At 44.2% G+C, this 25,803-nt stretch carries 23 protein-coding genes; 12 read left to right on the forward strand and 11 right to left on the reverse strand.

All coding sequences use genetic code 11. From position 1 onward, the window contains the following. Positions 1-19: 19 nt before the first annotated feature. The 9 genes from hypF to NL930_RS06975 form a co-directional block, all read right to left on the reverse strand. On the reverse strand, positions 20-2,239 hold the full coding sequence (gene hypF, locus NL930_RS06935) for a carbamoyltransferase HypF (RefSeq protein ID WP_254376118.1): 2,220 nt from the start codon (positions 2,237-2,239) through the stop codon (positions 20-22). Beyond that, positions 2,232-3,869, reverse strand: a complete 1,638-nt coding sequence (locus NL930_RS06940; protein ID WP_254376119.1) for a hypothetical protein — start codon at positions 3,867-3,869, stop codon at positions 2,232-2,234. Before NL930_RS06940 ends, hypF begins: the two co-directional genes overlap by 8 nt. After that, a complete protein-coding gene (locus NL930_RS06945) occupies positions 3,866-4,405 on the reverse strand; it encodes a HyaD/HybD family hydrogenase maturation endopeptidase (RefSeq protein WP_254376120.1) in 540 nt (179 codons plus the stop codon). The genes NL930_RS06940 and NL930_RS06945 overlap by 4 nt, the downstream gene beginning before the upstream one ends. A gap of 12 nt (positions 4,406-4,417) precedes the next feature. Beyond that, positions 4,418-5,095, reverse strand: coding sequence for a Ni/Fe-hydrogenase, b-type cytochrome subunit (cybH, locus tag NL930_RS06950; RefSeq protein ID WP_039674429.1), 678 nt, complete (start codon positions 5,093-5,095; stop codon positions 4,418-4,420). Positions 5,096-5,111: 16 nt separating this feature from the next. Continuing rightward, positions 5,112-6,860: a nickel-dependent hydrogenase large subunit gene (locus NL930_RS06955; RefSeq protein WP_039674428.1), complete on the reverse strand. Its 1,749-nt coding sequence runs from the start codon at positions 6,858-6,860 to the stop codon at positions 5,112-5,114. Positions 6,861-6,875: 15 nt separating this feature from the next. After that, positions 6,876-8,033, reverse strand: a complete 1,158-nt coding sequence (locus NL930_RS06960) for a hydrogenase small subunit (RefSeq protein WP_039674427.1) — start codon at positions 8,031-8,033, stop codon at positions 6,876-6,878. Between the two features lie 233 nt (positions 8,034-8,266). Then, positions 8,267-9,610: a nickel-dependent hydrogenase large subunit gene (locus tag NL930_RS06965; protein WP_254376121.1), complete on the reverse strand. Its 1,344-nt coding sequence runs from the start codon at positions 9,608-9,610 to the stop codon at positions 8,267-8,269. Continuing rightward, positions 9,597-10,493 carry a hydrogenase gene (locus NL930_RS06970; RefSeq protein ID WP_254376122.1) on the reverse strand — a complete coding sequence of 299 codons (897 nt, stop codon included), beginning with the start codon at positions 10,491-10,493 and terminating at the stop codon, positions 9,597-9,599. The genes NL930_RS06965 and NL930_RS06970 overlap by 14 nt, the downstream gene beginning before the upstream one ends. Beyond that, positions 10,490-11,086 carry a TetR/AcrR family transcriptional regulator gene (locus NL930_RS06975; RefSeq protein ID WP_173636956.1) on the reverse strand — a complete coding sequence of 199 codons (597 nt, stop codon included), beginning with the start codon at positions 11,084-11,086 and terminating at the stop codon, positions 10,490-10,492. Before NL930_RS06975 ends, NL930_RS06970 begins: the two co-directional genes overlap by 4 nt. A gap of 105 nt (positions 11,087-11,191) precedes the next feature. On the opposite strand from NL930_RS06975, the gene NL930_RS06980 reads away from it, so the two are divergent. Then, positions 11,192-11,581 carry a TerB family tellurite resistance protein gene (locus tag NL930_RS06980; RefSeq protein ID WP_231563837.1) on the forward strand — a complete coding sequence of 130 codons (390 nt, stop codon included), beginning with the start codon at positions 11,192-11,194 and terminating at the stop codon, positions 11,579-11,581. Positions 11,582-11,608: 27 nt separating this feature from the next. Here the strand turns inward: NL930_RS06980 and NL930_RS06985 are convergent, their stop codons facing one another. Beyond that, entirely contained in the window at positions 11,609-12,868 is a 1,260-nt protein-coding gene (locus NL930_RS06985; RefSeq protein ID WP_254376123.1) for a glucose-6-phosphate isomerase, read from the reverse strand. Positions 12,869-12,985: 117 nt separating this feature from the next. Between NL930_RS06985 and NL930_RS06990 the strand changes: the two genes are divergently transcribed. The 5 genes from NL930_RS06990 to NL930_RS07010 all read left to right on the forward strand — a co-directional run bounded on the left by NL930_RS06990 (position 12,986) and on the right by NL930_RS07010 (position 19,005). Next, positions 12,986-14,701: a YgiQ family radical SAM protein gene (locus tag NL930_RS06990; protein WP_254376124.1), complete on the forward strand. Its 1,716-nt coding sequence runs from the start codon at positions 12,986-12,988 to the stop codon at positions 14,699-14,701. A 23-nt stretch (positions 14,702-14,724) separates the two neighbouring features. Beyond that, positions 14,725-15,036 carry an MTH1187 family thiamine-binding protein gene (locus NL930_RS06995; protein WP_254376125.1) on the forward strand — a complete coding sequence of 104 codons (312 nt, stop codon included), beginning with the start codon at positions 14,725-14,727 and terminating at the stop codon, positions 15,034-15,036. 53 nt (positions 15,037-15,089) lie between these two features. After that, positions 15,090-15,617: a hypothetical protein gene (locus NL930_RS07000; protein ID WP_254376126.1), complete on the forward strand. Its 528-nt coding sequence runs from the start codon at positions 15,090-15,092 to the stop codon at positions 15,615-15,617. A gap of 112 nt (positions 15,618-15,729) precedes the next feature. Further along, positions 15,730-16,557: a PhnD/SsuA/transferrin family substrate-binding protein gene (locus tag NL930_RS07005; protein WP_254376127.1), complete on the forward strand. Its 828-nt coding sequence runs from the start codon at positions 15,730-15,732 to the stop codon at positions 16,555-16,557. Between the two features lie 6 nt (positions 16,558-16,563). After that, on the forward strand, positions 16,564-19,005 hold the full coding sequence (locus NL930_RS07010; protein ID WP_254376128.1) for an EAL domain-containing protein: 2,442 nt from the start codon (positions 16,564-16,566) through the stop codon (positions 19,003-19,005). 223 nt (positions 19,006-19,228) lie between these two features. On the opposite strand, the gene fliP is transcribed toward NL930_RS07010, so the two are convergent. Continuing rightward, positions 19,229-19,954 (reverse strand): flagellar type III secretion system pore protein FliP, encoded by a 726-nt coding sequence (gene fliP, locus NL930_RS07015; protein ID WP_041961916.1) that lies wholly within the window; start codon positions 19,952-19,954, stop codon positions 19,229-19,231. A 128-nt stretch (positions 19,955-20,082) separates the two neighbouring features. Between fliP and glmU the strand changes: the two genes are divergently transcribed. From glmU to truA, 6 genes are read left to right on the forward strand one after another with little or no spacing between them, the layout of a single operon-like run. Beyond that, positions 20,083-21,384 (forward strand): bifunctional UDP-N-acetylglucosamine diphosphorylase/glucosamine-1-phosphate N-acetyltransferase GlmU, encoded by a 1,302-nt coding sequence (gene glmU, locus NL930_RS07020; RefSeq protein WP_254376129.1) that lies wholly within the window; start codon positions 20,083-20,085, stop codon positions 21,382-21,384. Then, entirely contained in the window at positions 21,377-22,588 is a 1,212-nt protein-coding gene (gene coaBC / locus NL930_RS07025) for a bifunctional phosphopantothenoylcysteine decarboxylase/phosphopantothenate--cysteine ligase CoaBC (RefSeq protein WP_254376130.1), read from the forward strand. The genes glmU and coaBC overlap by 8 nt, the downstream gene beginning before the upstream one ends. Next, positions 22,585-23,304: a hypothetical protein gene (locus NL930_RS07030; protein WP_039674417.1), complete on the forward strand. Its 720-nt coding sequence runs from the start codon at positions 22,585-22,587 to the stop codon at positions 23,302-23,304. The genes coaBC and NL930_RS07030 overlap by 4 nt, the downstream gene beginning before the upstream one ends. A gap of 6 nt (positions 23,305-23,310) precedes the next feature. Further along, positions 23,311-24,039, forward strand: coding sequence for an A24 family peptidase (locus NL930_RS07035; RefSeq protein WP_254376131.1), 729 nt, complete (start codon positions 23,311-23,313; stop codon positions 24,037-24,039). Further along, positions 24,032-25,060, forward strand: coding sequence for an LptF/LptG family permease (locus tag NL930_RS07040; protein WP_039674415.1), 1,029 nt, complete (start codon positions 24,032-24,034; stop codon positions 25,058-25,060). Before NL930_RS07035 ends, NL930_RS07040 begins: the two co-directional genes overlap by 8 nt. Positions 25,061-25,066: 6 nt before the next feature. After that, positions 25,067-25,798: a tRNA pseudouridine(38-40) synthase TruA gene (gene truA / locus NL930_RS07045; RefSeq protein WP_039674414.1), complete on the forward strand. Its 732-nt coding sequence runs from the start codon at positions 25,067-25,069 to the stop codon at positions 25,796-25,798. Positions 25,799-25,803: the final 5 nt, after the last annotated feature.

A 25,803-nucleotide genomic window follows, 5' to 3' on the forward strand; every position in this document is an offset into this window, starting at 1 on the left:
CATAATAAAAATATTAATGCTAGCTCTGAAGTGCTTTGTAGAGTTGACCGACGCAAATGCCGCCGTCGTTAATAGCGATCTTTTGCGGGAAATAAAGCGGTTTTGAGATGTGCAAAACAAGTTGTTCCATCAATGTGCGATTTTGAAACACACCGCCGCAAAGTACGATTTTTAGGGAGTATCGTTGTATTATTTCATCTATAATGCCGACTAACGTATTGATAAATTTAGAGGCAATCATACGCGGTTCGCTTTCGTGAAGCATCGCTTCGAGCATCGGTAAAAAACGGATCGTTTGAGCATCGATCGTGACGTCGTAACGCTCTACGATCGTCTCGTCGTAAAGGCGCTCCAACCAAAGCCCGCTTTGACCGTCGTAGCTAACGTCGCTTTGCATACCGCACAAAATCGCCACCGCATCGAAAAGCCGTCCCATCGACGAACACAGCGGCGCGTTGATCTTTTTAGTATAGGCGTGCTTGAGCGTTTTGAGAGAACCTTCGTCAAAATACTCAAGCAGCACTTCATCGGCTCGATCACCCATTGCTTGCCACAACATCGATGCCAAGATACGTTTACTCTCTTTAATGCTCGCATCGCCGCCCAAGAGTAAAAAAGGCTCTAACGAAGCAACGCGTTCATAGCCTTGCTTATCGCACACCATGCATTCGCTTCCCCAAATGACGCCGTCGTCTCCGTATCCCGTCCCGTCCCATGCAAAACCTAAGACTTTTTCGTTCAGTCCGTATTCGCACATCACCGACAAAACATGCGCGTAGTGATGTTGCACTTGCAAAAAGGCGACGGGTTGTTTTTTCGCCCAAAGCGTCGAGAGATACTGCGGATGTAAATCGCCCACGATCAATTCGGGAACAAAACCGTAAAAACGCTCAAACGAAGCAATCATCTCTTCAAACAACATATGGCTTGCCACGTTGTCCAAATCGCCGATATAAGGCGAAACAATAATCTGGTGGTTAAGATAAATAGCGATCGCGTTTTTTTGGTGCGCTCCAACGGCTAAAATCGCACGATGATCGCTTGAATCGACGCGAAAACTATGCGGCGCAATGCCTCGTGAAGCACGCATCAAAAGCATCTTATCACCGATAAACTGCACGACGCTATCGTCGCTTCGATGCACGATATCGCGGTTATAATCCAGATAATATTCGACGACGTTTGAGAGTTTTTCAACCAAGGTTTCGCTATCACTAATAATCGGTTCGCCCGAACGATTGGCGCTTGTCGCAATAATCGGAACGCGTAAGTTTTGAAATAAGATAACATGTAAAGGCGTATACGGTAAAAAAACGCCGAGTCTATCGGTAAAAGGCGCTACATGTAAGCTTAATGACGAGGCGGTTTCATTGCGTTTTAAAAGCACGATCGGGCGCAGTTGCGAGCTAATACCTTGGGCTTCTTCTTCACGCATAACGCATATGTTTTTGACGGCGTCTAGGTCTTTTAGCATCACGGCAAAGGGTTTTGAAGGACGGTGTTTGCGCTCTCGGAGTTTTAAAACGACGTTATCGTCGGTTGCGTCGCAGATTAGATGAAAGCCGCCCATACCTTTCATTGCGACGATATGACCCGCATGAATCAGTTCTGCCAAACGCACGATTGCGGCTTCGTTCGTCGCAAGCGTTTCGCCTTGCATCGATCGCAACGTAAGCGTAGGACCGCATTTGGAACAACTGATCGGCTGGGCATGGTAACGCCTATCGGTAGGGTCTTGATACTCTTTTTCGCATGCTTCGCACATCTGAAACGAAGCCATCGATGTCGAGACTCTATCGTAAGGAACGGTTTGAATGATCGAATAACGAGGTCCGCAATGCGTGCAGTTGATAAAAAAATAGCCGTGACGTCGGTTGTTCGGGTCGTTTAGCTCCCGCAAACACTCCTCGCACAAGCTCATGTCGGGCAGAACTAAAGACGATTTTTGCATACTCGCATCGCTGGGAGCAATAACGAAAGTGCTTTCGTCCGCCTGAAACGCAACTCTTTTTTTCTCCCAAAAATCGATACGTGCAAGCGGAGGCAATTCGTCAAAAAGTGCTTTTTCAAAAGCCCTCAACGCCGCTTCGTTTCCTTGAACTTCGATGAAAACACCCGATGCATTGTTAAAAACGACACCGCTAAGAGCGTACCGAAGGGCTAAAACGTAAACAAAAGGTCGAAAACCGACCCCTTGAACGATACCCTCGATACGGTAAAAAATACGCTCTTTAGCCATCAATCGGCAATTCTTGATTCATACAAATCGTATGGTTAGGTTTGATATTTTTAATGACCATTTCACTGAAACGTTTCAATCCGAACATCAAGCCGCCCAAAGCGATTTTTTCGCATCCCATATTCTCTTTGTGCGCATCGGAAATATCGCTGATAAAATACGCCAAACTCTCCATAAAACCGAAACTAAGCGTTACGTCGTCCGTTCCCGCGAGTTTAAAACTCATTGCGCTACGAATCAAACGAAGGTAATTAAAGTCGCTGATTAAAGCATCTTCTTTTTGGAGATAATAATCGATGCGAGGTCCTTTTTGACCCCCGAAGTCTTCGGCATTTTCAATCAATTTTTGCGCACCCTCTTCCCATACGTCGCACAATCCTAAAAGAAGTGAAGCGATGTTCCATAACGAAAAAATACTTTTCGGTAAATTCGCAGGAATAGGTGTCGCCAATGCTTTGGCGTAAAGATCAGGAAATTGCGTTCGATAATTTTCAACCAAACGCTTCGCACTTGCGCTCGTATGCTCAATTTCCTCAAACAAAGCTTGGTAGCTTGCGGGCAAAGGAAACGAAACCAGATTGAGCATGCCGTGTTCTTTAGAATACTGCATAATGCGATCGTCGTGAGTGCAACTCAGGTAAAAACACGTCGTCACGTTCTCAAAAATTTGATGCTCATGCATAATCGAAGCAAAAGCGCGATGAGAAGGCTCTTCGATCTTTTGCAATGCTTCGGGCATAGGAACCGTATCGTCTTTTAACACTACGATTTCGCCGTTTTCAAAAACGCAAATACGCCTCGTATCGATTATCGTATTTTCGTCGATCACGACTGAAAAAGAAGCAGACTCGCAAGGTTTCGTCGCTTTAGCCAGAAACGCTACGCCTTTTTTTTGAAGTGCTTTGGAAAGCTGGTATAAAAAAAGATCGTTCGCTAAACGTATCCAGACGCGTGAAGCAATAGAGTTTTTTTGTGCAAATACGGCATTGACTTTTAAACGTAACGCCGGACGTTCTAACGTCGCCAAGGCTTTAATTTCATTGTCGCGGATGACAACCATACGCTCCAACGCCGATAAATCGGTAGCGATCACCTCCGCATCACCCGTTTGAGAAACTGCCTCGTACGCTTCGATCGGCGCGATCGTATACGTTTCGTTACGATAACAAACCTTGATGAAATGACCTTGAACGAGCGTATCGACCAACTTCTCGTAAAGGCTCTCACGTTCGTCGCGCGTGGTTCCCTTGGCGATAAGCGTCTCGTTTTCGTACATGTCAAAACCGCTGGTTGTCAAAGAAGGCGAAAGCGTTTCGTCGACGAAAGCCAAATGTTTGGGAGTAAACACAATATCTTCGCATAAGGCAGACGTACATACAATGCCGTCTTGAGGTCTATTCGGTGCGACAAAGACATTGGTCGATTTGAAAAAAATCGACAAGGGAAGCATTGTTGCTAAAGTATCGGCAAAAGCACCTAAACGCTCTTCGTTATCTTCTACGAACAGCGTTATCGTATTGTGTGTGCGTTGAATGGCATGTAAAATCGCAAAATCTGTTGCAATCTCACACAGCAATCTCTCTAAAATGTCGTTATTCGAACCGTATTCAAATTCAAATGCTAAAATCATCGCTCCTCCAAACAAGATGCGTTTGCGACTTCTTGTATCGTAAGCGTAGCAATTTGTTCATAAGTAAAACCTAATTCGACCAAATGTTTGAGTAAAACGCTTTCCATAACGCTGCTGCCTTTAAGGACGGCTTGCGTCATCTCAAGCGTCGTATCGTCTACGACTTCGGGAACGATGCCGATAACTTTCGTCGGCGGTCTATCGCCGACCATATCCATCATCGTTAAGGTTTGAAGCATTTCGACTTCATGCGCGCTTCCTTGCCATGTAATAGAGCTAGGAACGCTTTCAAAGTCGAAGAAGTAAACATCGCCGATCTCGCCGTCGTCGGCATCGACGCAATCGAGAACGATCAAATAATCGTATTCGGCAATGACGGGAATTAATCTTTGTGCGAGCGTACCGCCGTCGATAAAATCTAAGGTATGCTCAGAAGAAGAAAACGCATATTTTTGTTCCACAAGGCGGCAAAGATGCACTCCGACGCCTTCGTCGGAGAACATCACGTTGCCAATGCCTAAAATCAACACTTTCAAGCCAAAACTCGCTTAGTGTTTTGAATCGTGTTTTGTAAACTTGTAACCGCTAATAATGGCATCCATAGAGCCCTCTTTACCCATAATCGAGTTAAAGATAGCCATATAAATGTGGATCGGTAAGAAGATCAAAATACCCCACATAACGATATGGTGAATTTCTCTTACCATCGCAAGACCACCCATCATCGCCTCAATCGGACGCATAAAGTCGTACAAGAAAAGACCGATGCCGCCGCCTTGGTACATGTGAACGTACAGGATAAGTCCCGTTAAACTGATCACGAAAACCATTGCGTATAAACCGACGTATGCAATGAATTGCAAAGGATTGTACACGCCTCTTAAATGAGGATGTTCTCCCATAAAAAGGTAATATTTAATTTGTTGAATCCAAATTTTCGGACTGATAAAGTCTAAAAATGCGATTCGCTCTTTCATACTGACCTTGTCGATTAAGAAAAGGTAGAGTTTAAAAAGCGTAACGGCAATCAACAAAAAGCCTGCGATCTCGTGCCACATTCTAAATTTGGCATTCAAAAAGAGAATCGGCTCATCCGAAGCTTCCGGAATAATGAAAACATACGTCAAGTAAAAACCCGTTACGGTTAATACCGCGATAGCGATTGCTCTTAGCCAGTGCGTCCAACGAAGCCCTGCCGAGAACTCAAATTCTAAATTTCTTTTCATCTTAGACTCCCTTTTCTTAGCAAGATGCGCCGCTGACGTTTACCTTATAACTGCTCATCTCGTTGCCTTTTTTATCCATGACATGTACCGCACATGCAAGGCATGGGTCGTAAGAGTGAATGATCCTTACGATTTCGAGCGGTTGAGAAAGGTCTGCTAGTTTAAGTCCGATGAGGGATTCTTCATACGAACCTCTAACGCCCTTGGCATCTTTTGGACTGGCGTTCCACGTCGTTGGAACAACGGCTTGGTAGTTTTCGATCACGCCGTTTTTGATTTTAACCCAGTGGCTTAATACGCCTCTTGGTACGTTACCGATATAGCGACCTTTGTACTCTTTGTTTTTATCGATTTTATAGCTCGTGTACGTCGAGTCGTCGACTTTGAGGTTTTGAATCAATGCGCTAAACGCTTCCAAACCGTAATCCGCAATCACTTTGGCTTCAAGCATACGGCATGCCGTACGACCGAGCGTTGACGCAACCGCCGTAATAGGAAGACCCGTATCTTTTAAGAATTTGTCGACAACGGTTTTAACACGTTTGTTACCGAGTGCATAGTTAACGACAATATTTGCCAAAGGTCCGACTTGAAGCGGTTTGCCGTCGTAGCGAGGTGCTTTAACCCATGTATATTTGCCTTTTTCGTCAATAACTTTCGTCGGAGCAAGTACGCCTTTATCGTTAATCGTCTCGGCATCTTTAAAACCGGTATAGTTCGGTTCTTGTCTTCCTTCGTACGGATGGTACGCAGCATTGTCTTTGTACCAAGAGTGCGTTGCTTCTTCGGTAATTTTACTTTCGTCGAGTTCTTGAACTTTAAACGGTTTACCGCTCACGAGATTAATGACGTCTTCGCCCATCATCACGCCGCTTTCAAACAAGAACTCTTTAGCGTTAAGCTGGAACTCTTTGTACGTAAAGAGGTTCGGTACGCCAAGACCGGCATTGACGCTCGGCTCACCCGCATAAGCAAGGCCCGCCATAACGACGTCCGGATAGTACGCACGATTCACGAAATCCGCCAATTCTTTGAATTTCGTCATAAATTCGCCCAAACGAGCCGGAGATTGAAGATCCATAATACATGTAACACCGCCGACGGTCAAACTTTGAGGATGCGGTTGTTTTGCACCGAAAACCGCCATCATTTGTGCCGCAATACGTTGCATTTCTAAAGCTTTGAGGTAGTGAGAGACCGCAATCAGGTTTTGCTCAGGCGTTAATTTATACGTTGAGTGTCCCCAGTAAGCGTTAGCGAACGGTCCAAGGTGACCTTTTTTAACAAATTCCGCAACCCGTTTTTGTACGACGACAAGGTCGTCGGCACCGCACGCGAGCGGTGCATCGGTATATTTAAACGCTTCTTGCGCCGCTTTATGCGGATCGGCTTTAAGCGCGGAGACGACGTCTACCCAGTCGAGTCCGTGAAGGTGATAAAAATGGACGGGGTGATCGTGCAAGAAAAGAGCACAGTTCATTAACGTACGCGTTAATTTAGCATTTAACGGAGGTTCGATACCAAGAGCATCTTCAACGGCGACGATACCCGCTTTATAATGCGAATAGGTACAAACGCCGCAAATTCTTTGGGTCATAAAACCCGCATCTCTGGGGTCTCTTCCTTTAAGGATAGTTTCAATACCTCTCCAAAGCGTCGAGGAAGAGTAAGCCTCCGTGACAACATTGTTATCGTCAACGATAACTTCAACCCTTAAGTGTCCTTCGATTCTGGTAATTGGATCGACTACGATTCTTTTGCTCATTTACTTATCCTTCTCTTATTCTTCAGTTTTTCCACTGCCCTTAACCGCAGCAATAGCCGCGTGAGCCGCAATACCGACCGCCGTAACCGTTAGAAGCGCAACACCGACTTTATCGGCTGTTTTATCGGCACCCTCACCGTAAACGGTATGGTAAAGTCTATCGCCCAAAGGCTCTTCAAACGGTCCCATGTTATCCCAAAAACCCGGTTCGGAACATCCGATACAACCGTGTCCCGCTTGGACCGGCCATGAAGTGTGTTGATTAAAGCGTTCGCGTGAGCAGTTATTAAATGTATAAGGACCTTTACAGCCGACTTTGTAGAGACAAAAACCTTTTTTAGCGCCCGCATCGCCGAATTCTTGCACGAATTCGCCCGCATCGAAGTGTCCGCGTCTTTCGCAAAGATCGTGTATTCTAAGTCCGTATGCCCATTTTGGACGATTGTAAGCATCCAATGCCGGAAGCGTACCGAAAAGAATGTAATGCAACACGTTACCGACGATATTTTTCTCGCTTGGAGGACAACCCGGAACGTTAATGACCGGTTTATTCGTGATTTTACTCAAAGGTTGTGCGTTTGTAGGGTTTGGATATGCCGCTTGTATACCGCCGAAACTTGAACATGTACCGATCGCAAAAATAGCTGCTGCCGCATCGGCCGCTTTTTTTGCACTGGCTTGACCCGTTTGTCCGTGTGGACCAACCGTTAAAAAGAATTCGCTGCTTCCTGCCGGAATACCGCCTTCAACCATCAAAATAAATTTGCCTTTATATTTCTCGATCGCACTTTCTAAATTGTGCTCTGCTTGCCAACCACAGGCGACCATTAACGTCTCGTGGTATTCCAAAGAGATATGATCGAAAATAAGACTATCGATCGTAGGGGCGTCGGTTCTAAGTAAGCTCTCAGAACAACCGGTACACTCTGCCATATGCAACCATACAACCGGTAAACGGTCGGTCAATTCGGCAGCTTGCGCCATAAGAGGCGTAAATTCAGACGGTAAAGAAAGCATTGCCGTGACTCCGGCTGCCCACTTCATGAAATCCCTACGGCTAATACCGTGTTCTTCCATGAGTGCCGCAATTGATTTCTCTTCCTTAATACGGGGGAACTTCTCAAGATCATTCAATCTTTGAGAAAGCCTTTCGTACAGTTTTGCGTGTTCCATCAGTTTCTCCTGTGTAAATTTTCCAAGATCAATGTAGACTCCTCATGCAGGTTAAAAATTATTACCTGAATGATTATTCATTTAGTATTAAATCAAAAATTATTTCACAATATGTTAGATGTGCATAATCTTTAGCTTATTTTCAGTAAATAGAGTAAAAATGTAACAAAAAAAGGAGATAAAAAGTGTATAGTATTAAAAATGTATAAATTGTCACACTGAATAATCGTGCGTTATTGAGTCGTACACACCGAACAAACATCAAAACTCTTGACGATAAAGTCTGCTTTGGTCAACGAATCTAGACCGACTAGAGCTTTTTGAACGACCGATAAATTATCGCGTTCTCCGTTGCCGAGATTCCAAACGGTCGGCGTAATGATATCGTAACGCTCAATCACGCCGTGGCGCACGTTGATCGTGTGAATCAAGCTACCTCTGGGAGCTTCAACCACGCCGATACCTTCTGCGCTCAGCTCATGGACGTTACGTTTTGGCGGTATTAAAGAAGCTTCGCGAATATCCAAGTTTTCCAGCAATCGCTTCGTTTGAACCAACAAATGTGCACATTCGGCGACGCGTGCCATCACGCGCGTTAATGCCGCGTCTTTAAAACGGCGATGAAAATCGCGAATCAATCCCTCTTTGGCTACCATCATCCGCGCCAAAGGGCCGACTTCAAAAAAACTCTTTTTATACGTTGCCGTTTTAGAATAGGTATAACCTTGCGTAGTATCTTCAAAAAAAGTATGTGCAAGGCTTTCGGAGATGTATTTGATATCGGCCGGCAAAACGGTCGTTTTAGCCGATTTAAGCGCGCCTTCGTACAAAAACGAATCCCCCAGCGCCAAAAAGCGATCGTGACTACGCCCGAGACGGTCAAATGCATGACGAATCATCGTATCGATTCCCCACGAAAGCGCGGAAGGACTTGCCATAACCTGTACGGCGGAATCAAATCCCGTAAACTCTTCCAAGGAAAATCCAAAAAGCGTCTCTTCGCAAAACGTGATGACTTTTTCTAAAATACCGCGGGCATTCAAAACGTCCAAACTCACAGGATCACATGTCACGCCTCCGGGTGCGACGAAAGAGCCGTGCGGCCATTGCCCCGAGAAGATCGCACCCATTTTTAACGTTTCGGTAATAGCATTTTGGGCTAAGAACCAACGCGGTTTTTTAAAAGCGTCGCCTCGGTACGTAGGATCGTCGATTTTTTCCAATTCGGGAAGGATGGAGAAAAAATACCATTTGATATGATTGTGAATTTTTTCGGCATTCAGTGCAATTTCGCGTATATCGCGCGCTTTTTTGTTTAAAGTGATCGTCTCTTGAGCATGTTCGAAGCACGATTCAATCGCACGAACGCATGCCAGTGCATGCGAATGCGAACAAATACCGCAAACCCGCGGCGTAAAGGCAAGCGCATCGTACAAAGGTCGTTTGCGTAAAATCTCTTCAATGCCGCGATAATTGAAAAACTTCAGCTTCGCAAATGCGATTTTTTCGTCTTCCCATTCTACCTCTAAAGCGGCTTCGCCTTCGATTCGTTCTATGATTTCTTTAGTGATCTTCATCGATGAGTTTCTTTTCCAATCGTTCGATTTTAAAACTTTTGGCAACGCCTGCTAGCGTATAATAGGCACGTTTACCGATACCGTAAGGTGTTTGCGGCAAAGACATGTTCTTATGCGTTTCGTAAAGCGCACGTCGCGGAAAATCAAACTCCGTGCAACCAAGACACGGCGATCCGGCTCTGGTTTTCGAACTAACGTCGTTCCAGAGTATTTTATTGCAATTGGCATGCGTATTAGGGCCCAAGCAACCGTGTTCGTAAAACATGCATCCCTCTTTTTCGCCCAACTGTTTACAATCGACTTTCCATTCGAAATATTCGTTTCGCAAACATCCGTGATGCGCCAAGTAGGCAAAGATCTCTTTCGGTCGCAAGAATTCGTCCAAAAGAACCGTTTTCCCCTCTCTCAACGCCATCATCGTTTCCGCAATCCAACGCGGGTGTGCGGGACAACCGGGAATATTCACGACGTTGGATTTTTTCTCCCAATACCCGCCTTTTTCTTTAGCATTAAAGAGCGCGCCGCTAATGTGCCGAGGATCGCGTAAACGAAACATACCGCCGAAACTTGCACAGCTTCCCACGCACACGATAAAACGCGCTTTGTTCGCGAGCGGTTCCAAAATTTCGGGAAACGAACGCCCAAAACGCTGTAGATAACGCGCTTCTTTCGTAAACGCACCCTCAACGATCAGAAAGTCAAACGCTTCGGGTTTGTCTAAAAGCGATTCTAAGGTGTGTGCCGTAAATAACAAAGGATGGTAGAGCATTTCAAAAGAGGCGGCAAAAAGTGCCATGTTTGAGTAATTCAAAAAAGAGTGGCTATTACCGTTACATGTAATGCCTTGAATCCAAATAACCGTTGATTTTGTATTTTCTTTCACGGTTGCTTTAAGGCATTGTAGATGTTCAATGCAATATCGTCGATATAACAATTGATATTTTTATCTAAAACGCCCTCTCCGTTTAAAAAGACGAAACCGCCCAAGTAGCCCATAAAAAGACCGAAAGCCGAAAAGAAGTCTTGATTGCGAAGTTCGCCGCACGCAACGCCTTCCTCAAAAAAAATCATCAACTCCGTGACAAACGCCGATACGCACAGCATCCCTTCGCACCCGTCTTTAAAAACTTCCCTGTTGGCAATATAAACGCGCAAAAAGTAGTTGATGTGTTGCGGTTTGGAAGACGCCATCTCAAAATAGAGCGAAACGATCTTACGAATCTTTTCTTGGACGCTGCATGTCTCTTCGTTGACACGTCTGATTTCCGCACCTAAAATATCCGAAGAGTATTTAATAATCTCTTTGGCCAAGATCTCTTTAGAAGAAAAGTAATTGTAAATATTTCCGACGCTCATATCGATTGCTTTCGCAATATCGGGGATTGTCGTCGAATAGAAACCTCGACTAGCAAAAAGCATCAAGGCGGCTTCTAAAATTTTTTCGCTTTTTTTACTTTTTTTATCCACGATACCCATCCTTCAAAATACGCTTCGTTTATTCTAACATATTATTAATCTTTATTTAAAATTTTTGACTATAATTTTGCTATTTCTTACCAAAAGGAGCCCAATGTGTTACTGATGAAATTACGTGCCGAAGAGAAATTTGCTTTTTTACAACTGGCGCAATACGTCGCAAAACTTGACGGCGAATACGGACTAAAAGAGAGAGAAGTCGTAGAAGAATACTGCACGGAAATGGGAATTGAAAACGTTGAAATAGAGTTAAACGCCTTTGATTTGGACGCGATCTTAAACCTGTTTTTATCGCCTAAAAATCAAAAAATCGCTATGTTGGCATTGTTGGTTTTAGTGCATATCGACGATCGCTACGGCATCAACGAACATAAAGTCATCTCAAAAATCGCGCAAACGTTTCATATCGACGATAAAACCTTACACCTTTTTTCAATGTGGGGGAAAATGGGATCTGCATTGTACGAGCAAGCGCTCAGTTTTGTGGAAAAATAGTGTCGGGAGAGCTTCCCGACACGGTATTTAACGTATTTTTTTAAGACGTTTTTCTTCGATCAATTTACCTTTTAAGATACGCTTTCCGTCTTCGACGCCAGGTTGGTCGTAAGCGTTAACATCCATCATTTGACCGACGATCGAGGTTAAAAGCTCGTAATAGAAAATCAATTTTCCCATATTCTCTTCGTCGATATGTTGCATCGTAATCGTATCGACGGGAATATCTTTTTTATCGAGCAACGCTTCAATCGTAGAATCGGCTTGCATGTTAATCAAATCGCAAAAAGCAATACCGTTCATCAAATCCAAATCTTCAAGCTCTTTGAGGGTAATGGACGGAATCTTAATCTTATCGTCAAAATTTTCGACTTTTAAAACCGTGACACTTTTATCGCGAAGTCCTTCGACGATGAGCTGTAAAAAGGAGTGTTGATCCTTAGGTCCGATCAAACCGACCGGCGTTAAACCGACGTTAAAACTGCTATTACGTTGTTTTTTTCCTAAACTCTCGCCCCACAGTTGCACGTACCAATCCGTAAAATAGTCCAAACTCTCCGAATAGGCAAATAACGTATTGATATTATAGTTCATCGAATTTTTGGCGTAATAGGTCGCTTTTTTCAACAAGGTCTCTTTGATGTATCCGTCTTCGAAGAAACTTTGCTTAATGGCTTTAGCACCGTCAAGCAAACGTTGAACGTCTACACCCGCCAATAAAAGCGGAGCTAAACCCGCCGCGGAAAGTACGGAATAACGTCCTCCGACATTGATCGGAATATGTAAAACAAACGCTTTAAGCGATTTGGCGTGTGCTTCGAGTTTGGAACCGACGTCGGTTACGAACGTAAAGCGGTAATCCAAGCTAATTTCTTTGGCTTTCAGTAAGGAAAGGACGTATTTGTACACGGAAATGGTTTCGATCGTACTTCCGGACTTGCTGATGACAAAAAAGTGCGTGTTCTTGATGTCAAGTTTATTTAAGGTCGAGCGAATTGACGCAGGATCGGTACTTTCGAAAAAATGTAAACGTTTATCGAAATCGCGAATTCCTTGTAACACTCTAAAAATAGCTTTAGGTCCCAAAGAACTCCCGCCGATACCGATAATGGCAATGTCTTTAATCGCATTGTCGTCGTTTTTGGAGCGAAACTCTTCCAAGTACGCTTCAAGATAACTAATATCTTGCTCGGGCAATGTATAATAGCCGATGTTTTTTTGTTCTTCGACGATTTTTTCAAAGATGCCTTCTTCGACTTTTATATTGAAATAAAGCGAGTTTTTCAAACGAATCCTCCGTAAAAATAAGTAGAGCGATATTACTACGATGCATCTTAAAAAAAGCCAAACGCAATAGGAAATTCGTTATAGTTCGATAAAGTATTTTTAGCCCTGAGGAGCCCTATGTTTTTACCCACGACTTTTGATGAAATAAAGCAACGCGGATGGGATCGTTGCGACGTGATTCTCGTCACTTCCGATGCGTATATCGATAGTCCTTATATGGGCGTTTCCGTAGTCGGTCGCGTTTTGGAAAAAGCGGGGTATAAAGTCGGCATTATCGCTCAACCGGACATCAAAAGTGCTGCCGACATCACGCGGCTGGGAGAGCCGAAACTTTTTTGGGGCGTGAGCGGCGGAAGCGTGGACTCGATGGTCTCTAACTATACCGCGACGAAGAAATTTAGAAACTCCGACGACTATACGCCCGGCGGCATCAATAACAAACGACCCGATCGCGCGAGTCTTGTTTACGTTAATCTCATTCGACAACACTTTAAAAACACCGTACCGATTATGCTCGGCGGTATCGAAGCGAGCTTGAGACGGGTCAGTCACTACGATTTTTGGTCGAACGCCGTTCGAAAACCCATTTTATTCGACGCCAAAGCCGATTATCTGCTTTACGGTATGAGTGATCTTAGCGTCGTCGAGTTTGCCGATGCCCTAAAACAAGGCATTTCACCCTTACATGTAAGAGGACTTTGTTACATCGCGAAAGAGCCGAAAACCGAGTATCTTCAACTCCCCAGCCACGAGGAAGTCATCAACGATAAACTCAAATTTATGGATATGTTTGATCTTTTTTACCACAATAACGATCCGGTTTCCGCCAAAGGGTTATGCCAAAAAGTCGATACGCGCTATTGGATTCAAAATCCACCCGCTCGTTACCTCACGACCGCACAGATGGATGAAATCAGCGCGCTTCCTTTTATGCGCGACGCACACCCGTATTATAAAAAACAAGGGCATATCAAAGCGTTGGAGACCATCAAATTTTCCATTAACACCCATCAAGGCTGTTACGGCGAATGCAGTTTTTGTGCCATCAGCGTTCATCAAGGAAGAACCATTCGAAGCCGCTCGGAAGCGTCTATTCTCAAAGAAGCCAAACTGTTTACTACGTATAAGGATTTTAAAGGCATTATCTCCGATTTAGGAGGACCGACGGCTAACATGTACGGATATGAATGTTCAAAAAAGCTCTCCAAAGGAACCTGTGAAGATAAAAGCTGTATGTTTCCCAAGCTCTGCCCTGCCCTCAAACCGACCCATAAAAAACAAATCGATCTTTTACGCAAAGTGCGAGCACTTCCGGGTATCAAAAAAGCGTTTGTGGCTTCAGGCATTCGCTACGATCTGATCAGTGAAGATAAAGCATACGGTTACGAATACCTCAAAGAGATCGTCGAACACCATTTAAGCGGACAGATGAAAATCGCGCCCGAGCATATCGACGACGAGATTTTAGCACTGATGGGAAAACCCGGCAAAGACTCTTTGGTCACATTCAAAGCACTTTTCGACAAACTGACCAAAGAATCGGGTAAAAAGCAATTTTTAACCTACTACCTGATTGCCGCGCATCCGGGATGCGAAGAACGGCATATGCACTCTTTGAAAAATTTTGCGTCCAACGTACTCAAAATCAATCCCGAACAAGCACAAATCTTTACGCCGACGCCTTCGACGTATGCGACTTTGATGTATTATACGGGCTTGCATCCGATCACTCGGAAACCGATTTTCGTCGAAAAAGAGATGCACAAAAAAGAGCGCCAAAAAGAGATTGTCGTCGCCAAAGAGAAAAAATATCATAGCGGATTTGACAGCTAAAAACCGACATGTAAGGATTTTTGATGAGCGTATTATTGGAAATGAGTATGTTCCCGTTGGAAGGAAGCGGTTCAAAAAGCGCGTTTGTCGCGAAGATTATCGATCAAATCGATCAAAGCGGTTTTGCCTATAAACTCACGCCGATGAGTACGGTCGTGGAAACGTCTACGATGCAAGAAGCCTTGTCGCTTGTCGAGCAAGCGTACGAATGTCTGGAAGAATGCGAACGCGTGTATGCGTGCTTAAAATTTGATATTCGCAAAAACCGAGAAGACGGGATGCATCAAAAAGTCGCTTCCGTTCAAAAAAAATTAAATCGCCCTATTAACGCCTAAAGTAAACTCTATTTACGTCGATTTGGTTGTACCATAGTCAAAGGGGCATTGCTATGCAATCACAATCGATCAATACTAATAATTACAGTTACAACAGTCTTGGATTTTCACTCCAAACCAGTAGCGGCGACGTCATCGATCTTAACATGTACGACGAGCGTTCCGCTTCGATTTCACACGAACAAAGCGGCGGAACGCAAAATACGATGCTCTCGCTTTCACATGCTTACGGTTACAATTTTCACTACGAAGGCGACGGAATCGACGAAAACGATCAAAAAGAGATCGATGCGGCGATGAAGCTCATTCAACCGCAAATCGACGAGTACCTTTCCAACGTGCAACAAAGCTCTGAAACGGTCACGCTCGCATCCGCTATCAATACCGCTTACGAAGTCAATCAAACTTTGCCGAGTGCCAAAGATCAAAATACGCAAAATTATACTAATAATTCTCTGTTAAAAATGATCGATCAGATGATGGAGCAAGCGGATAAGCAAAACGAAAAGGTGCTAGAAGGAGCACAAAAGCTCTTTGAAAGCGTCCTCAAACAGCAAAAAGGCTTTGAGCTTTACATCTAAGCTTCGCCTTTTTGGATTCATTTTTCCTTTAGCGTATCGCCTGACATTGCATTGACATTCTCTCGCTATTTTCTATATAATTCGTGATAGTGTGACAAAAAGGTGATATTTAGTGTTTAATTTTAAGTTTGTTTCGATTGTTCTTCTAAGTATGGCTTCTGCGCTTTTTGCCCAAGAAATAGAGAGCCTCAAAATAGGAATCGCACCGCATTCCTCCGCTCGTATTATCTATGATGTACATCGCGATCTTAAAACGTTTTTAGAACATTATTTCAATCGACCCGTACAAATTTTAAGCGCAAAAACATTTAGCGATTTTGCCGATACTTGCAATCAAGGCGATACTTACGATTTGATTATTACCTCACCGAATTTAGCTTATTTGGCGCAACACCAAGCGCATTACGTACCTTTAATGACCTACACCAAAGGCTTGGAGACGATTATTTTAAGCAAAACGTCTTCTTCGCTTAAAGATCATCCCGAAAACATCAAAATTGCAGGACAAGACCCCGTCTCCTATGCAACGCTCTGCGGCGAAGAGTGGCTAGAACAACAAGGTTACGTTCCGGGCAGAAATTTAATTTACAGTTATTACATCAGCGCTTCGGACAGTTTAGCGACGTTATTACTCAAAAACCAAGTCGATCTCATCATTATTTCGTTACCTAATTATTTGAGACTGGATCAAGAATTGCAAAATCAACTTTTCGTCGTCTACCATAGCTCGCCCAAACCGGGTCGTATTTTTTTAGCCAAAGCTTCAAAGGGGATTACGATCGAAGAGTGGCGCAATGCGTTGGTCGCTTTTTCCCAAAGTCAAGAAGGCGCACGGCATCTTAAGGCTACGAAATTGGAGGGCTTTGAAATGCTTGAGCCTCATGCGTTAGACACACTACGCGCTATAGCCCAAAAAACCTCTTCGCGATTAACGCATTAACGATCGATGAAGCTCTCTCTTGCATGGAAATGGCTTATTGCCGCCTTACTCATCGAAAGCGTGATGCTTTCTATCCTTGTTTACCGCAATGTTGAACAATTAAGCGACAATTTATTACGACAAACCGCCCAACGGCTTCAAGCCGAAAAAGTCCTTTTACAAAGCGCATTGATTGCTCCGTTCGTTCAAAACGATTATGCAACGGTTCAAGCTATTTTAGAAGAGTCGTACCAAAATCTTAACATGCTCTATTTGGTTGCGCTCGATCTCCAACATACGCCGATCGCAAGCGTCGGAGCGGTAGACTTAAATGCTCTTCAAACGCTTCAAAATACACCGCTAAATGCACAAAGCGTTCAAGAACCCACGTATGATACTTCCATCGATCTGATGATTTCCGATCAAAAAATCGGCTCCCTTCGCATCGGAATTTCTACGGAGTTTTACCAAACGGAACGTCGCTCAATGATGATCAAAAGTATTGCCATCGCCTTGGTCGAATTGCTTTTATCCGCCTTAATTCTCAATTTACTTGCCCGTTGGATCAATCAAAATCTCATCAAACTTACCCAAAGCGCACAAGCGATAGCAGAAGGCAACTACTCCAAGCGCGTTGAATTGAGCCATGACAAGGAAATTTCAAAGCTTGCAACCGCGTTTAATGCGATGGCGCAGAGTATCCAAGAACGCATTGCGACGCTAGAACAACTTCATATTAAAGAACAATCTTTAAGCAAGCAATTAGAATACAACGCTTATTACGACGTTTTGACCCATCTTCCCAATCGCGTTTTACTTGCCGAACGACTGCATCAAGCACTTCTCAAAGCCGACCAAAACGGGCGGATGGTCGGCGTTATCTATCTGGATCTTGACGGCTTTAAAACCGTAAACGATACTTACGGTCACTTTACGGGAGATCAACTTTTGGTCGTCGTCGCGCAAAAAATGCGACATGTCATGCACGAGGACGATACGATCGCACGAATCGGCGGCGACGAATTTGTCATCGTTCTTCAAAGTATCGATGAAGCATATGCGTGTCAAATCGTTTTGGAACGCTTGCTCAAAACCCTATCCGCACCCGTACTTTTAGGCGATATTAAACTTTCGATCTCATGCAGCATCGGCGTGACGCTCTATCCTATGGATCATCATGATGCGGAACAACTGATACGCCATGCCGATCAAGCGATGTATATCGCCAAGCAATCCGGTAAAAACCGGTATCACTTTTTCGATTTCAACGAAAATAGGCTCTTAAAAGCCATGAACGATGAGCTAAGCGCAATTGCGCAAGGATTAAACCGTCAAGAGTTTGTGCTTTATTACCAACCCAAAGTCAACATGCAAACGGGTACTATCGTCGGCGTCGAAGCGTTAATTCGTTGGGAGCATCCTCAAAAAGGTCTTTTGTTACCGATGACGTTTATCCCGTTGATCGAACACCATCCTCTCATCGTAAAACTCGGAGAATGGGTTATCAGCCAAGTCTTATGGCAACTTAGGGAATGGAATACCAAAGGGCTCTTTCTTCCCGTTAGCATTAACATTAGCGCGTATCAACTTCAAGAAGAGACGTTTTTGGAACGTTTAAAAATTTTATGGGAAGATTACGCAGATATTTTACCCAACCAGTTAGAAATCGAAATATTGGAAACCAGCGCACTCGAAGAGATTGAGCGCGTTTCACACATTATTCACGAATGCGCCGCTATGGGAATTCACTTTGCGCTGGATGATTTTGGAACAGGTTATTCCACGTTAATGCACCTTAAAAAATTGCCCGCAAAAATTTTAAAGATGGATAAAAGCTTCATCGCCGATATGGTTGCTAATCCGGAAGACCTTACCATCGTAGAGGGTGTGATCGGCTTGGCAAAATCGTTTCATAAAAACATTATCGCCGAAGGAGTCGAGAGTGTCGAACACGGTATCTTTTTATTGCTACAAGGATGTCAATACGCCCAAGGATACGGAATTGCTCGACCGATGAACGCCGATCAACTTGTCCAATGGATCGCCGATCCCCAATCCATGAAAGATAATTTACGCATATGGCGACGTTACGGCTACGACTCGGAGGCTCTTCCTTGGCTTTACGCGCTCTGCGAGCATAATGCATGGATCAACGATTTAAAAAATTTTATCGACAATGTCAAACCGACACCGCCTGAAATTAGTGCCGATTTATGCTATTTCGGAAAATGGCTGCATGAAAAACCTTTTCACGCATACCGCGAAAAAGCATGGTTTCGCAAATTTGAAACCCTTCATAAGCATCTTCATCGTCTCGCAAAAGAACTTTTAGAAGCTAGAATGCTCGAATCGCACGAGTCGCTTCGCGCACGAATAGAAACGATAGAAACGCTACATCAAGAGATGGTAAAATCGATTTTTCTACACATTCGTCAAGAAATTAAACGAACCCTACCCAAGGCTTCTTAACACCATACTTTTAAGCCGGCTTCATGCTAAAATCATTTTGCGAGAAGTAAAAGCACCCAAGGTGCGCGGGCACTCCGTCTTGGAGAACCCAAGCTTAGCTTTAAAAGCGTGTCAAAGATAAAAAAGCACCAAAGGTGCGTGGGCACTCCGCCGAGGAGAACCCAGTGTTAACGTAGCTTTTAGAGCTTAGCTTTAAAAGCGTGTCAAAGTTCTGTAAGAACGTTTAATGAAAGCTTTCGACCATTTTACCGACGAGTAAGTTCCAGCCGTCGACCAATACGAAAATCAGCAATTTAAACGGCAAAGAGATCATCGCCGGCGGCAGCATCATCATACCCATTGCCATTAACACCGAACTGACGACCATATCGATTACTAAAAACGGCAAATAGAGTAAAAAGCCGATCTCAAACGCCGTTTTCATTTCGCTAATCATAAAGGCGGAAACGGCGATCGTTAAAGGAATATCTTCGATATTTTTGGGATTTTCCAATTGTCGAATACGAAAAAAAAGTGCCAAATCTTTTTCACGCGTATTGCGTACCATAAAGGCTTTAAACGGAGCGGCTCCTTTTTCAAATGCCTCTTGATAGCTCATTTTTTCTTCCAGATACGGCTTAATTCCGACGTTGTAGGACTCTTTGGCGACCGGTTCCATAATGAAAAACGTCAATACCATCGCCAAAGAAACCAGTACCTGCGTCGGCGGAAGTTGTTGCGTTCCTAAAGCTTGACGTAAAAACGAAAAAACGATGGTCAAACGCAAGAAGCTCGTCATCATAAAAATTAACGACGGAGCTAAGACGAGAATCGTTAAGACTAAAACAAGATTGAGGCTTGTCACCAATTGTTGCGGAGAGTTGGGCGCGCTTAAAGAGAGATTGACGGTCGGAATCGTATCGGCGGCAAAGCTTGCACATCCTAATATCAAGATTAAAACGACTCGCATCACTGTTTTCAACGGCTATCCTCATAAAATAATGCATCATTCTAGTCGGTTTTGCGTTAAAAAGCATTTAATTTTTAAACAACTTTTCGTTAAAATAACCTTTATTTCATCTTCTTAGGAACATCCGTATGAATATTTCGATCGCAATTATGGCGGCAGGTCTCGGCACCCGCATGAAATCCGCTCTTCCCAAAGTCCTCCATACGATTAGCGGTTTTGAGATGCTTTACCATTCTATCAAAGAGGCGCAAAAAATCAGCGACGATGTCCATGTCGTTTTATACCATCAAGCCGACCGTGTTCAAGAGCAAATGAACGCCTATTTTCAAGGTGTCCGTTACGTCATTCAAGATCATAAAAACTTTCCCGGTACGGGCGGAGCGATTATGGGCGTTACTCCAAAATACGATCGATTGCTTGTTTTAAGCGGCGATATGCCGCTTTTGGAAGCAAGCGACATGCAACGTTTTTTAGAGATAGACGCTGATGTGGTAATGAGCAGTTTTTGCGCGAAAGAGCCTTTCGGATACGGCAGGGTCGTGATGAACGATCGTGCCGACGTCGAGAAAATCGTTGAAGAAAAGGACGCAAGCGACGAAGAAAAAAAGATTACTGCGGTCAATGCGGGCGTTTATCTCTTCAAATCCACATTTTTACGCGAATATTTACCGCGTCTTGATAACCAAAACAAGCAAAAAGAGTATTATCTTACCGACTTAATCGCTTTTGCGCACCGCGATCGAAAAGGCGTTAAAGCCCTCCTCGTCAATGAAGAAACGTACATGGGCGTCAATTCCAAATACCACCTTTCTCAAGCCGAAGAGATCATGCAACGACGCATCAAACGTCGCTTCATGGAACAAGGCGTTATCATGCGATTACCCGAGACGATCTACATCGAAGCGGACGTCGAACTCAAAGGCGAATGTATCCTCGAAAACGGCGTAACGCTTTTAAAAGGCACTTCGTTAGAAAACGTCCACGTGAAAGCACACAGCATCGTTGAAAAAAGTACCCTGAAAAACTCCGATATCGGTCCGATGGCACGCATCCGCCCCGACTCTTTGATCGAAGATACGCATATCGGCAACTTCGTGGAAGTCAAAAAATCAACGCTCAAAGGGGTTAAAGCCGGACACCTAAGCTATCTCGGCGATGCGAGCATCGATGAGGGCACCAATATCGGTTGCGGTACGATTACATGTAATTACGACGGCAAGAAAAAATACCGAACGATGATCGGCAAAAACGTCTTCGTCGGAAGCGACACGCAACTGGTTGCGCCCGTCACGATCGAAGACGACGTCATCATCGCTTCGGGAACGACGGTCACGAAAAACATCCCCAAAGGCGCACTTGCCATCAATCGCGAGCCCTTGAAGATCGTCGAGGGATTTTTTTACAAATTTTTCGGAAAAAAAGATGCGTAATACCTTACTTTCCGGCAAAAAAATTCTCGTCGGCGTTACGGGGAGCATCGCGATTTACAAAACGCTGGAGTTGATTCGACTGCTGGTAAAAGCAAGCGGTGACGTAAAAGTCGTAATGAGCAAAGACGCCAAACGCTTCATCTCACCCCTCACCTTCGAGACGATCAGCCAAAACAAAGTCTTACATGTAGACACCGAAAGCTGGAGCGAAGAACTTAGCCATATTCATATCGGGAAGTGGGCAGATATGTTTATCATCGCGCCCGCCTCGGTCAATACGATCAATAAACTCTCCTACGGTATTGCCGACAATCTCCTAACGCAAACGGCGATAGCGTTTACCAAACCGATCCTCTTAGCCCCATCCGCCAATACCCATATGATGCTCAATCCTATCACGCAGGAGAGCTTAAAGCGACTGCAAAACTTCGGATACGTGATCGTCGCTCCCGAATCCAAACTGCTTGCGTGCAACGATGAGGGCGTAGGTGCGCTAGCAAGCGTCGAAGAGATTTTCTACGCCGCCGCTAGAGTGCTTCTCAAAGAGCCGTTTTGGGAAGGGCGCGACGTCATTATCACAGGCGGAGGTACGCGCGAAAAAATTGACGACGTTCGATGCCTTAGCAACTTTTCCAGCGGCAAACAAGCCTTGGCATTAGCGACGGTTGCTTACCTTAAAGGCGCAAACGTTACGCTGATTACCGGCGGTGAAGCACCCGAATTTAAAGCGATCTCCACCTTACATGTCAGCAGTTCGCACGAGCTTCGCACAACTTTGGAGGCACAAATGCGTTTATGCCAAAATGCCGAAAAAACGCCTTATCTTTTTATGACCGCCGCTATTAGCGATTATCTGCCCGAACACGTTCATCACGGAAAACTCAAAAAAGAGACTTTGGGCGAATCGTATTGCTTGAAATTAAAACGTAACGTCGACATCTTAAGCGAATTGGATAAAACCGGTTGGGTCGTCGTCGGCTTTAAAGCGGAGACGGACGAAGAAAACGCTCTTCAAAACGCCCAAACGATGCTAGAGAAAAAAGGGCTAAACGGCGTTTGTTTAAATATCGTCAAAGAGCAAAACCGTTTCGGTTCTAACCAAAACGAAGTGTATTTTATCGGCTTAGACGCTATCGTTCACTTACCGCTTCGAAGTAAATTCGAGATTGCCGAGCAGATTATCACACTTGCGCAAACCTTATGATCTCTACGCTTCGAAAGCTCTCCGGTCTTAGCTCGGACATCGCCAAAACGTCTTCTTCAAGCGTTAATTTTAACGCCAATCTTCCGGTGACGATCGAAGTGCTCAAAAAGATCGACCCTTTGCGATACCGCCTTCGAGTCGGACGAAAAGAGCTAACGACCAAAAGTCAAAAAGAACTGATCGCGGGTAAAAAATATTGGGCGAATTTTTCCGAGGGCAAGGGCGGTATTTTGACGATTTCGCATCTGTATCCGCAACCTTCTCTTTTCGACGATGCGCTCTTCACGCCTTTGGAAATTGAGCTCTTTTGCAATGATGAAGGCTTTAACACAACGCTTTTTAAAACTTTCTTACTCGATAATCTTGCACGCGAAGAGCAGGACAAAACGCTTTTTCAGACCTACGGTTATATGCTCTTAGCCCTTTCCAAATACGTCGTTCACCTCCCCTTGCTTTGGAGTGAACAAAAACATATGATACAATTCTCCCTTTTTGATACGCACGACGTATCGTTTTATATGGCGTTGGAGCACTTAGGACCCTTGCGCGGAACTTGGAGCAACCGTCAACTCGAACTTTGCGTCATGTATGAGAAGAGTCTCTACTATTTACAAAAAGAGCAAGCAAAATTGGGTATGATTACACAGATACGTTTGGAACGAGAGATTAAACCTCTGTTTGATTCCGCAGACGTCATTTTAGACATTAAAGGCTAATAGGGTATGTATTTTTTGGCGATAGGAATTTTTGGAGCGTGCATCGGCTCGTTTTTAAACGTCGTTATTTTGCGTTTGCCGAAAAACGAAAGCATCGCACTTCCCTCATCGCATTGTCCGCATTGTCTTCATCCGCTCAAATGGTATCACAATATCCCCTTGATTTCGTGGCTAGGACTTAAAGGGAAATGTGCTTTTTGCCGTACGCCTATTTCCAAACAATATCCGCTCGTCGAAGCGGCATGCGCACTGTGTTACCTGCTCGTTGCATGGCGCGTCTCTACGTGGCCGCAAGCCTTGCTTTTAGGAACGATTTTTTCTCTTTTGCTCGCGCTCAGCATCATCGATATGCGCTACAAAGCCGTACCCGACGCCTTGTCGCTTCCGGCGTTATTTCTTTCGTTTTTGTACCGATTGCCCTTGGAATCCCTTCAAGACGGATTGGTCTTTTTAGGAGCTTTTGCGCTGCTTCGTTTAAGCGTCTCGGCGATTTCCCGTAAAGAGGCGATGGGTGAAGCCGACAGTATCATCGCCGGCATTATCGGAGCGATATTGGGTATCACGCTAGGATTTGCCGCAATTTACCTTGCCGCACTCATCGCCTTAGTCGCGTTTATACTTTTACGTCAAAGAGGCTATGAACTGCCTTTTATCCCATTTTTATCTTTGGGACTTTTGATTGCATGGATTTTCGATCAACCTATTTTAACGTTTATGGAACATTGGTATGAATAAAGCATCTTTTTATCTCTTGAAACACTTTTTAGAACTCTTTAGCGCACTTTTTTTTATTCTGTTTTTTATCACGTCGATTGTTTTTTTCATTAAAATAACCGCCTTAACGGCTATTATTACGATGAATTTTTGGGAACTCGGAACGCTTTACATCTATCTTCTACCCAAAACGCTGGTTTATACGCTTCCGATTACCTTTTTCATTGCTTTAAGCATCTCTTTGTACAACCTCTCAAAAGAGAACGAAACGATTGTGCTCTTCACACTCGGATATGATCCTAAAAAAATTACGCGTCTTTTTATGAGCTTAGCAACGGGGCTTTCCGTCATTCTTTTGATGGATATTATGGTTCTCGTACCGATTTCAAAACAGCTTAACAGCAATTTTATCGAATATAAAAAAGCCGAAGCCAAATTTAATATCAAAGCCAATGAATTTGGACAAAAATTTTCAGACTGGCTTGTCTACATCGAGCACAGCGACAATGCCAAGCAGTACGAAGGCATCACGCTTTACCACAATCCCGAAAAGCAAGAGGATAAAGAGCAATTGATTCTAGCCAATGCCGCTACGATCAATAATGATAGCGGTATATTACGTTTGCATCTTGATGCGGGCAAAGTCTTTGAATTTCAAAAAGACGGTATCGGACAAACCGATTTTGAAACGATGTATATCAATAGCCAACCTAAAACGGCCGTCGGGGCGATACAAACGGTTAAGGAGTATTGGAACGACGTTTTCGTCAACTGGAAACGCGCTTACGATTTATCCTTTTTCCTTACCGTCGCCCTCTTCCCGATTGCCTCGACGATGATCGCGATGAGCATCGGCATCGTGACGTATCGTTATAATAAAGAGAGTATTTACGTGGGTATCTTTTTGTGCCTTGCGTTTTATTTGACGCTTACGACGGTTTTTTCTTCAAAACTACCGCAATATGCGCCGTTAATCGTTTTTGCAATCACGATGATCGCTTCATACTTGCTCTATCAAAAACGTATTCGCCGTGTTTTTTAAACCGATATGCGTGTTAAAGTAACCCTCAGCTACGACGGAAGTGCTTTTAACGGCTTGCAAAAACAGCCCTTAGACGCCGACGTGAAAACCGTTGCCGGTACGCTGGAGGAAGCCCTAAATCGTCTTCATATCGACTCAACCCCCGTTGCAAGCGGACGCACGGATACGGGTGTACACGCCTTAGCACAAGTCGTGCATTTTGACGTTCCGGAACCTTGGAATGATCTGGCAAAATTACGTCATTATTTGAACCGTTCTTTAATGCCTCATTCTTATGTCAAAAAAATTGAGCCGGTAGACGAATGTTTTAATGCCCGCTTCGACGCCCAAAAAAGGCTTTATCGCTATATTATGTACGAGGGAGTGTACCAGCCTTTTTTAAGTGCTTACGCTTTACATGTAAGCTCTCTCGACGTTGCAAAACTCGATACGCTTGCCAAGCTTTTTGAAGGAAAACACGCGTTCGGTTTTTTTAAAAAAACCGGAGGCGGAACGACGGGAGAAGAGCGTACTATTTTTAAAGCCGGAGCTTATCGTTATCAAAAAAAAATCATTCTTTACTTTTTAGGCGACGCTTTTTTACGATCTCAAATTCGTATGATGACCGATATGCTCTTAAAAGTCGAGAGCGGTTCTTTGTCGCCTGAAGATTTAATCGCACAGCGGGATAAACGCAAGAAGATCAGCTCAACGCTAGCTCCCGCCTGCGGGCTTTACCTCTCGCGTATTTATTATTAGAAGTT

The organism is Sulfurospirillum sp. hDNRA2 (assembly GCF_024206095.2).
Taxonomy (GTDB): Bacteria; Campylobacterota; Campylobacteria; order Campylobacterales; family Sulfurospirillaceae; genus Sulfurospirillum.

Excerpts from the sequence above, each read along its gene's own strand:
- NL930_RS06965 (WP_254376121.1), bottom strand. The coding sequence starts at position 9,610 with ATGAAGATCACTAAAGAAATCATAGAACGAATCGAAGGCGAAGCCGCT.
- NL930_RS07035 (WP_254376131.1), top strand. The coding sequence starts at position 23,311 with ATGTATTTTTTGGCGATAGGAATTTTTGGAGCGTGCATCGGCTCGTTT.
- glmU (WP_254376129.1), top strand. The coding sequence starts at position 20,083 with ATGAATATTTCGATCGCAATTATGGCGGCAGGTCTCGGCACCCGCATG.
- NL930_RS06990 (WP_254376124.1), top strand. The coding sequence starts at position 12,986 with ATGTTTTTACCCACGACTTTTGATGAAATAAAGCAACGCGGATGGGAT.
- NL930_RS07030 (WP_039674417.1), top strand. The coding sequence starts at position 22,585 with ATGATCTCTACGCTTCGAAAGCTCTCCGGTCTTAGCTCGGACATCGCC.
- hypF (WP_254376118.1), bottom strand. The coding sequence starts at position 2,239 with ATGGCTAAAGAGCGTATTTTTTACCGTATCGAGGGTATCGTTCAAGGG.
- NL930_RS07010 (WP_254376128.1), top strand. The coding sequence starts at position 16,564 with ATGAAGCTCTCTCTTGCATGGAAATGGCTTATTGCCGCCTTACTCATC.
- NL930_RS06975 (WP_173636956.1), bottom strand. The coding sequence starts at position 11,086 with ATGGGTATCGTGGATAAAAAAAGTAAAAAAAGCGAAAAAATTTTAGAA.
- NL930_RS06995 (WP_254376125.1), top strand. The coding sequence starts at position 14,725 with ATGAGCGTATTATTGGAAATGAGTATGTTCCCGTTGGAAGGAAGCGGT.
- coaBC (WP_254376130.1), top strand. The coding sequence starts at position 21,377 with ATGCGTAATACCTTACTTTCCGGCAAAAAAATTCTCGTCGGCGTTACG.
- NL930_RS06955 (WP_039674428.1), bottom strand. The coding sequence starts at position 6,860 with ATGAGCAAAAGAATCGTAGTCGATCCAATTACCAGAATCGAAGGACAC.
- NL930_RS06960 (WP_039674427.1), bottom strand. The coding sequence starts at position 8,033 with ATGGAACACGCAAAACTGTACGAAAGGCTTTCTCAAAGATTGAATGAT.
- truA (WP_039674414.1), top strand. The coding sequence starts at position 25,067 with ATGCGTGTTAAAGTAACCCTCAGCTACGACGGAAGTGCTTTTAACGGC.
- NL930_RS06940 (WP_254376119.1), bottom strand. The coding sequence starts at position 3,869 with ATGATTTTAGCATTTGAATTTGAATACGGTTCGAATAACGACATTTTA.
- NL930_RS06980 (WP_231563837.1), top strand. The coding sequence starts at position 11,192 with ATGAAATTACGTGCCGAAGAGAAATTTGCTTTTTTACAACTGGCGCAA.
- cybH (WP_039674429.1), bottom strand. The coding sequence starts at position 5,095 with ATGAAAAGAAATTTAGAATTTGAGTTCTCGGCAGGGCTTCGTTGGACG.
- fliP (WP_041961916.1), bottom strand. The coding sequence starts at position 19,954 with ATGCGAGTCGTTTTAATCTTGATATTAGGATGTGCAAGCTTTGCCGCC.
- NL930_RS07040 (WP_039674415.1), top strand. The coding sequence starts at position 24,032 with ATGAATAAAGCATCTTTTTATCTCTTGAAACACTTTTTAGAACTCTTT.
- NL930_RS07000 (WP_254376126.1), top strand. The coding sequence starts at position 15,090 with ATGCAATCACAATCGATCAATACTAATAATTACAGTTACAACAGTCTT.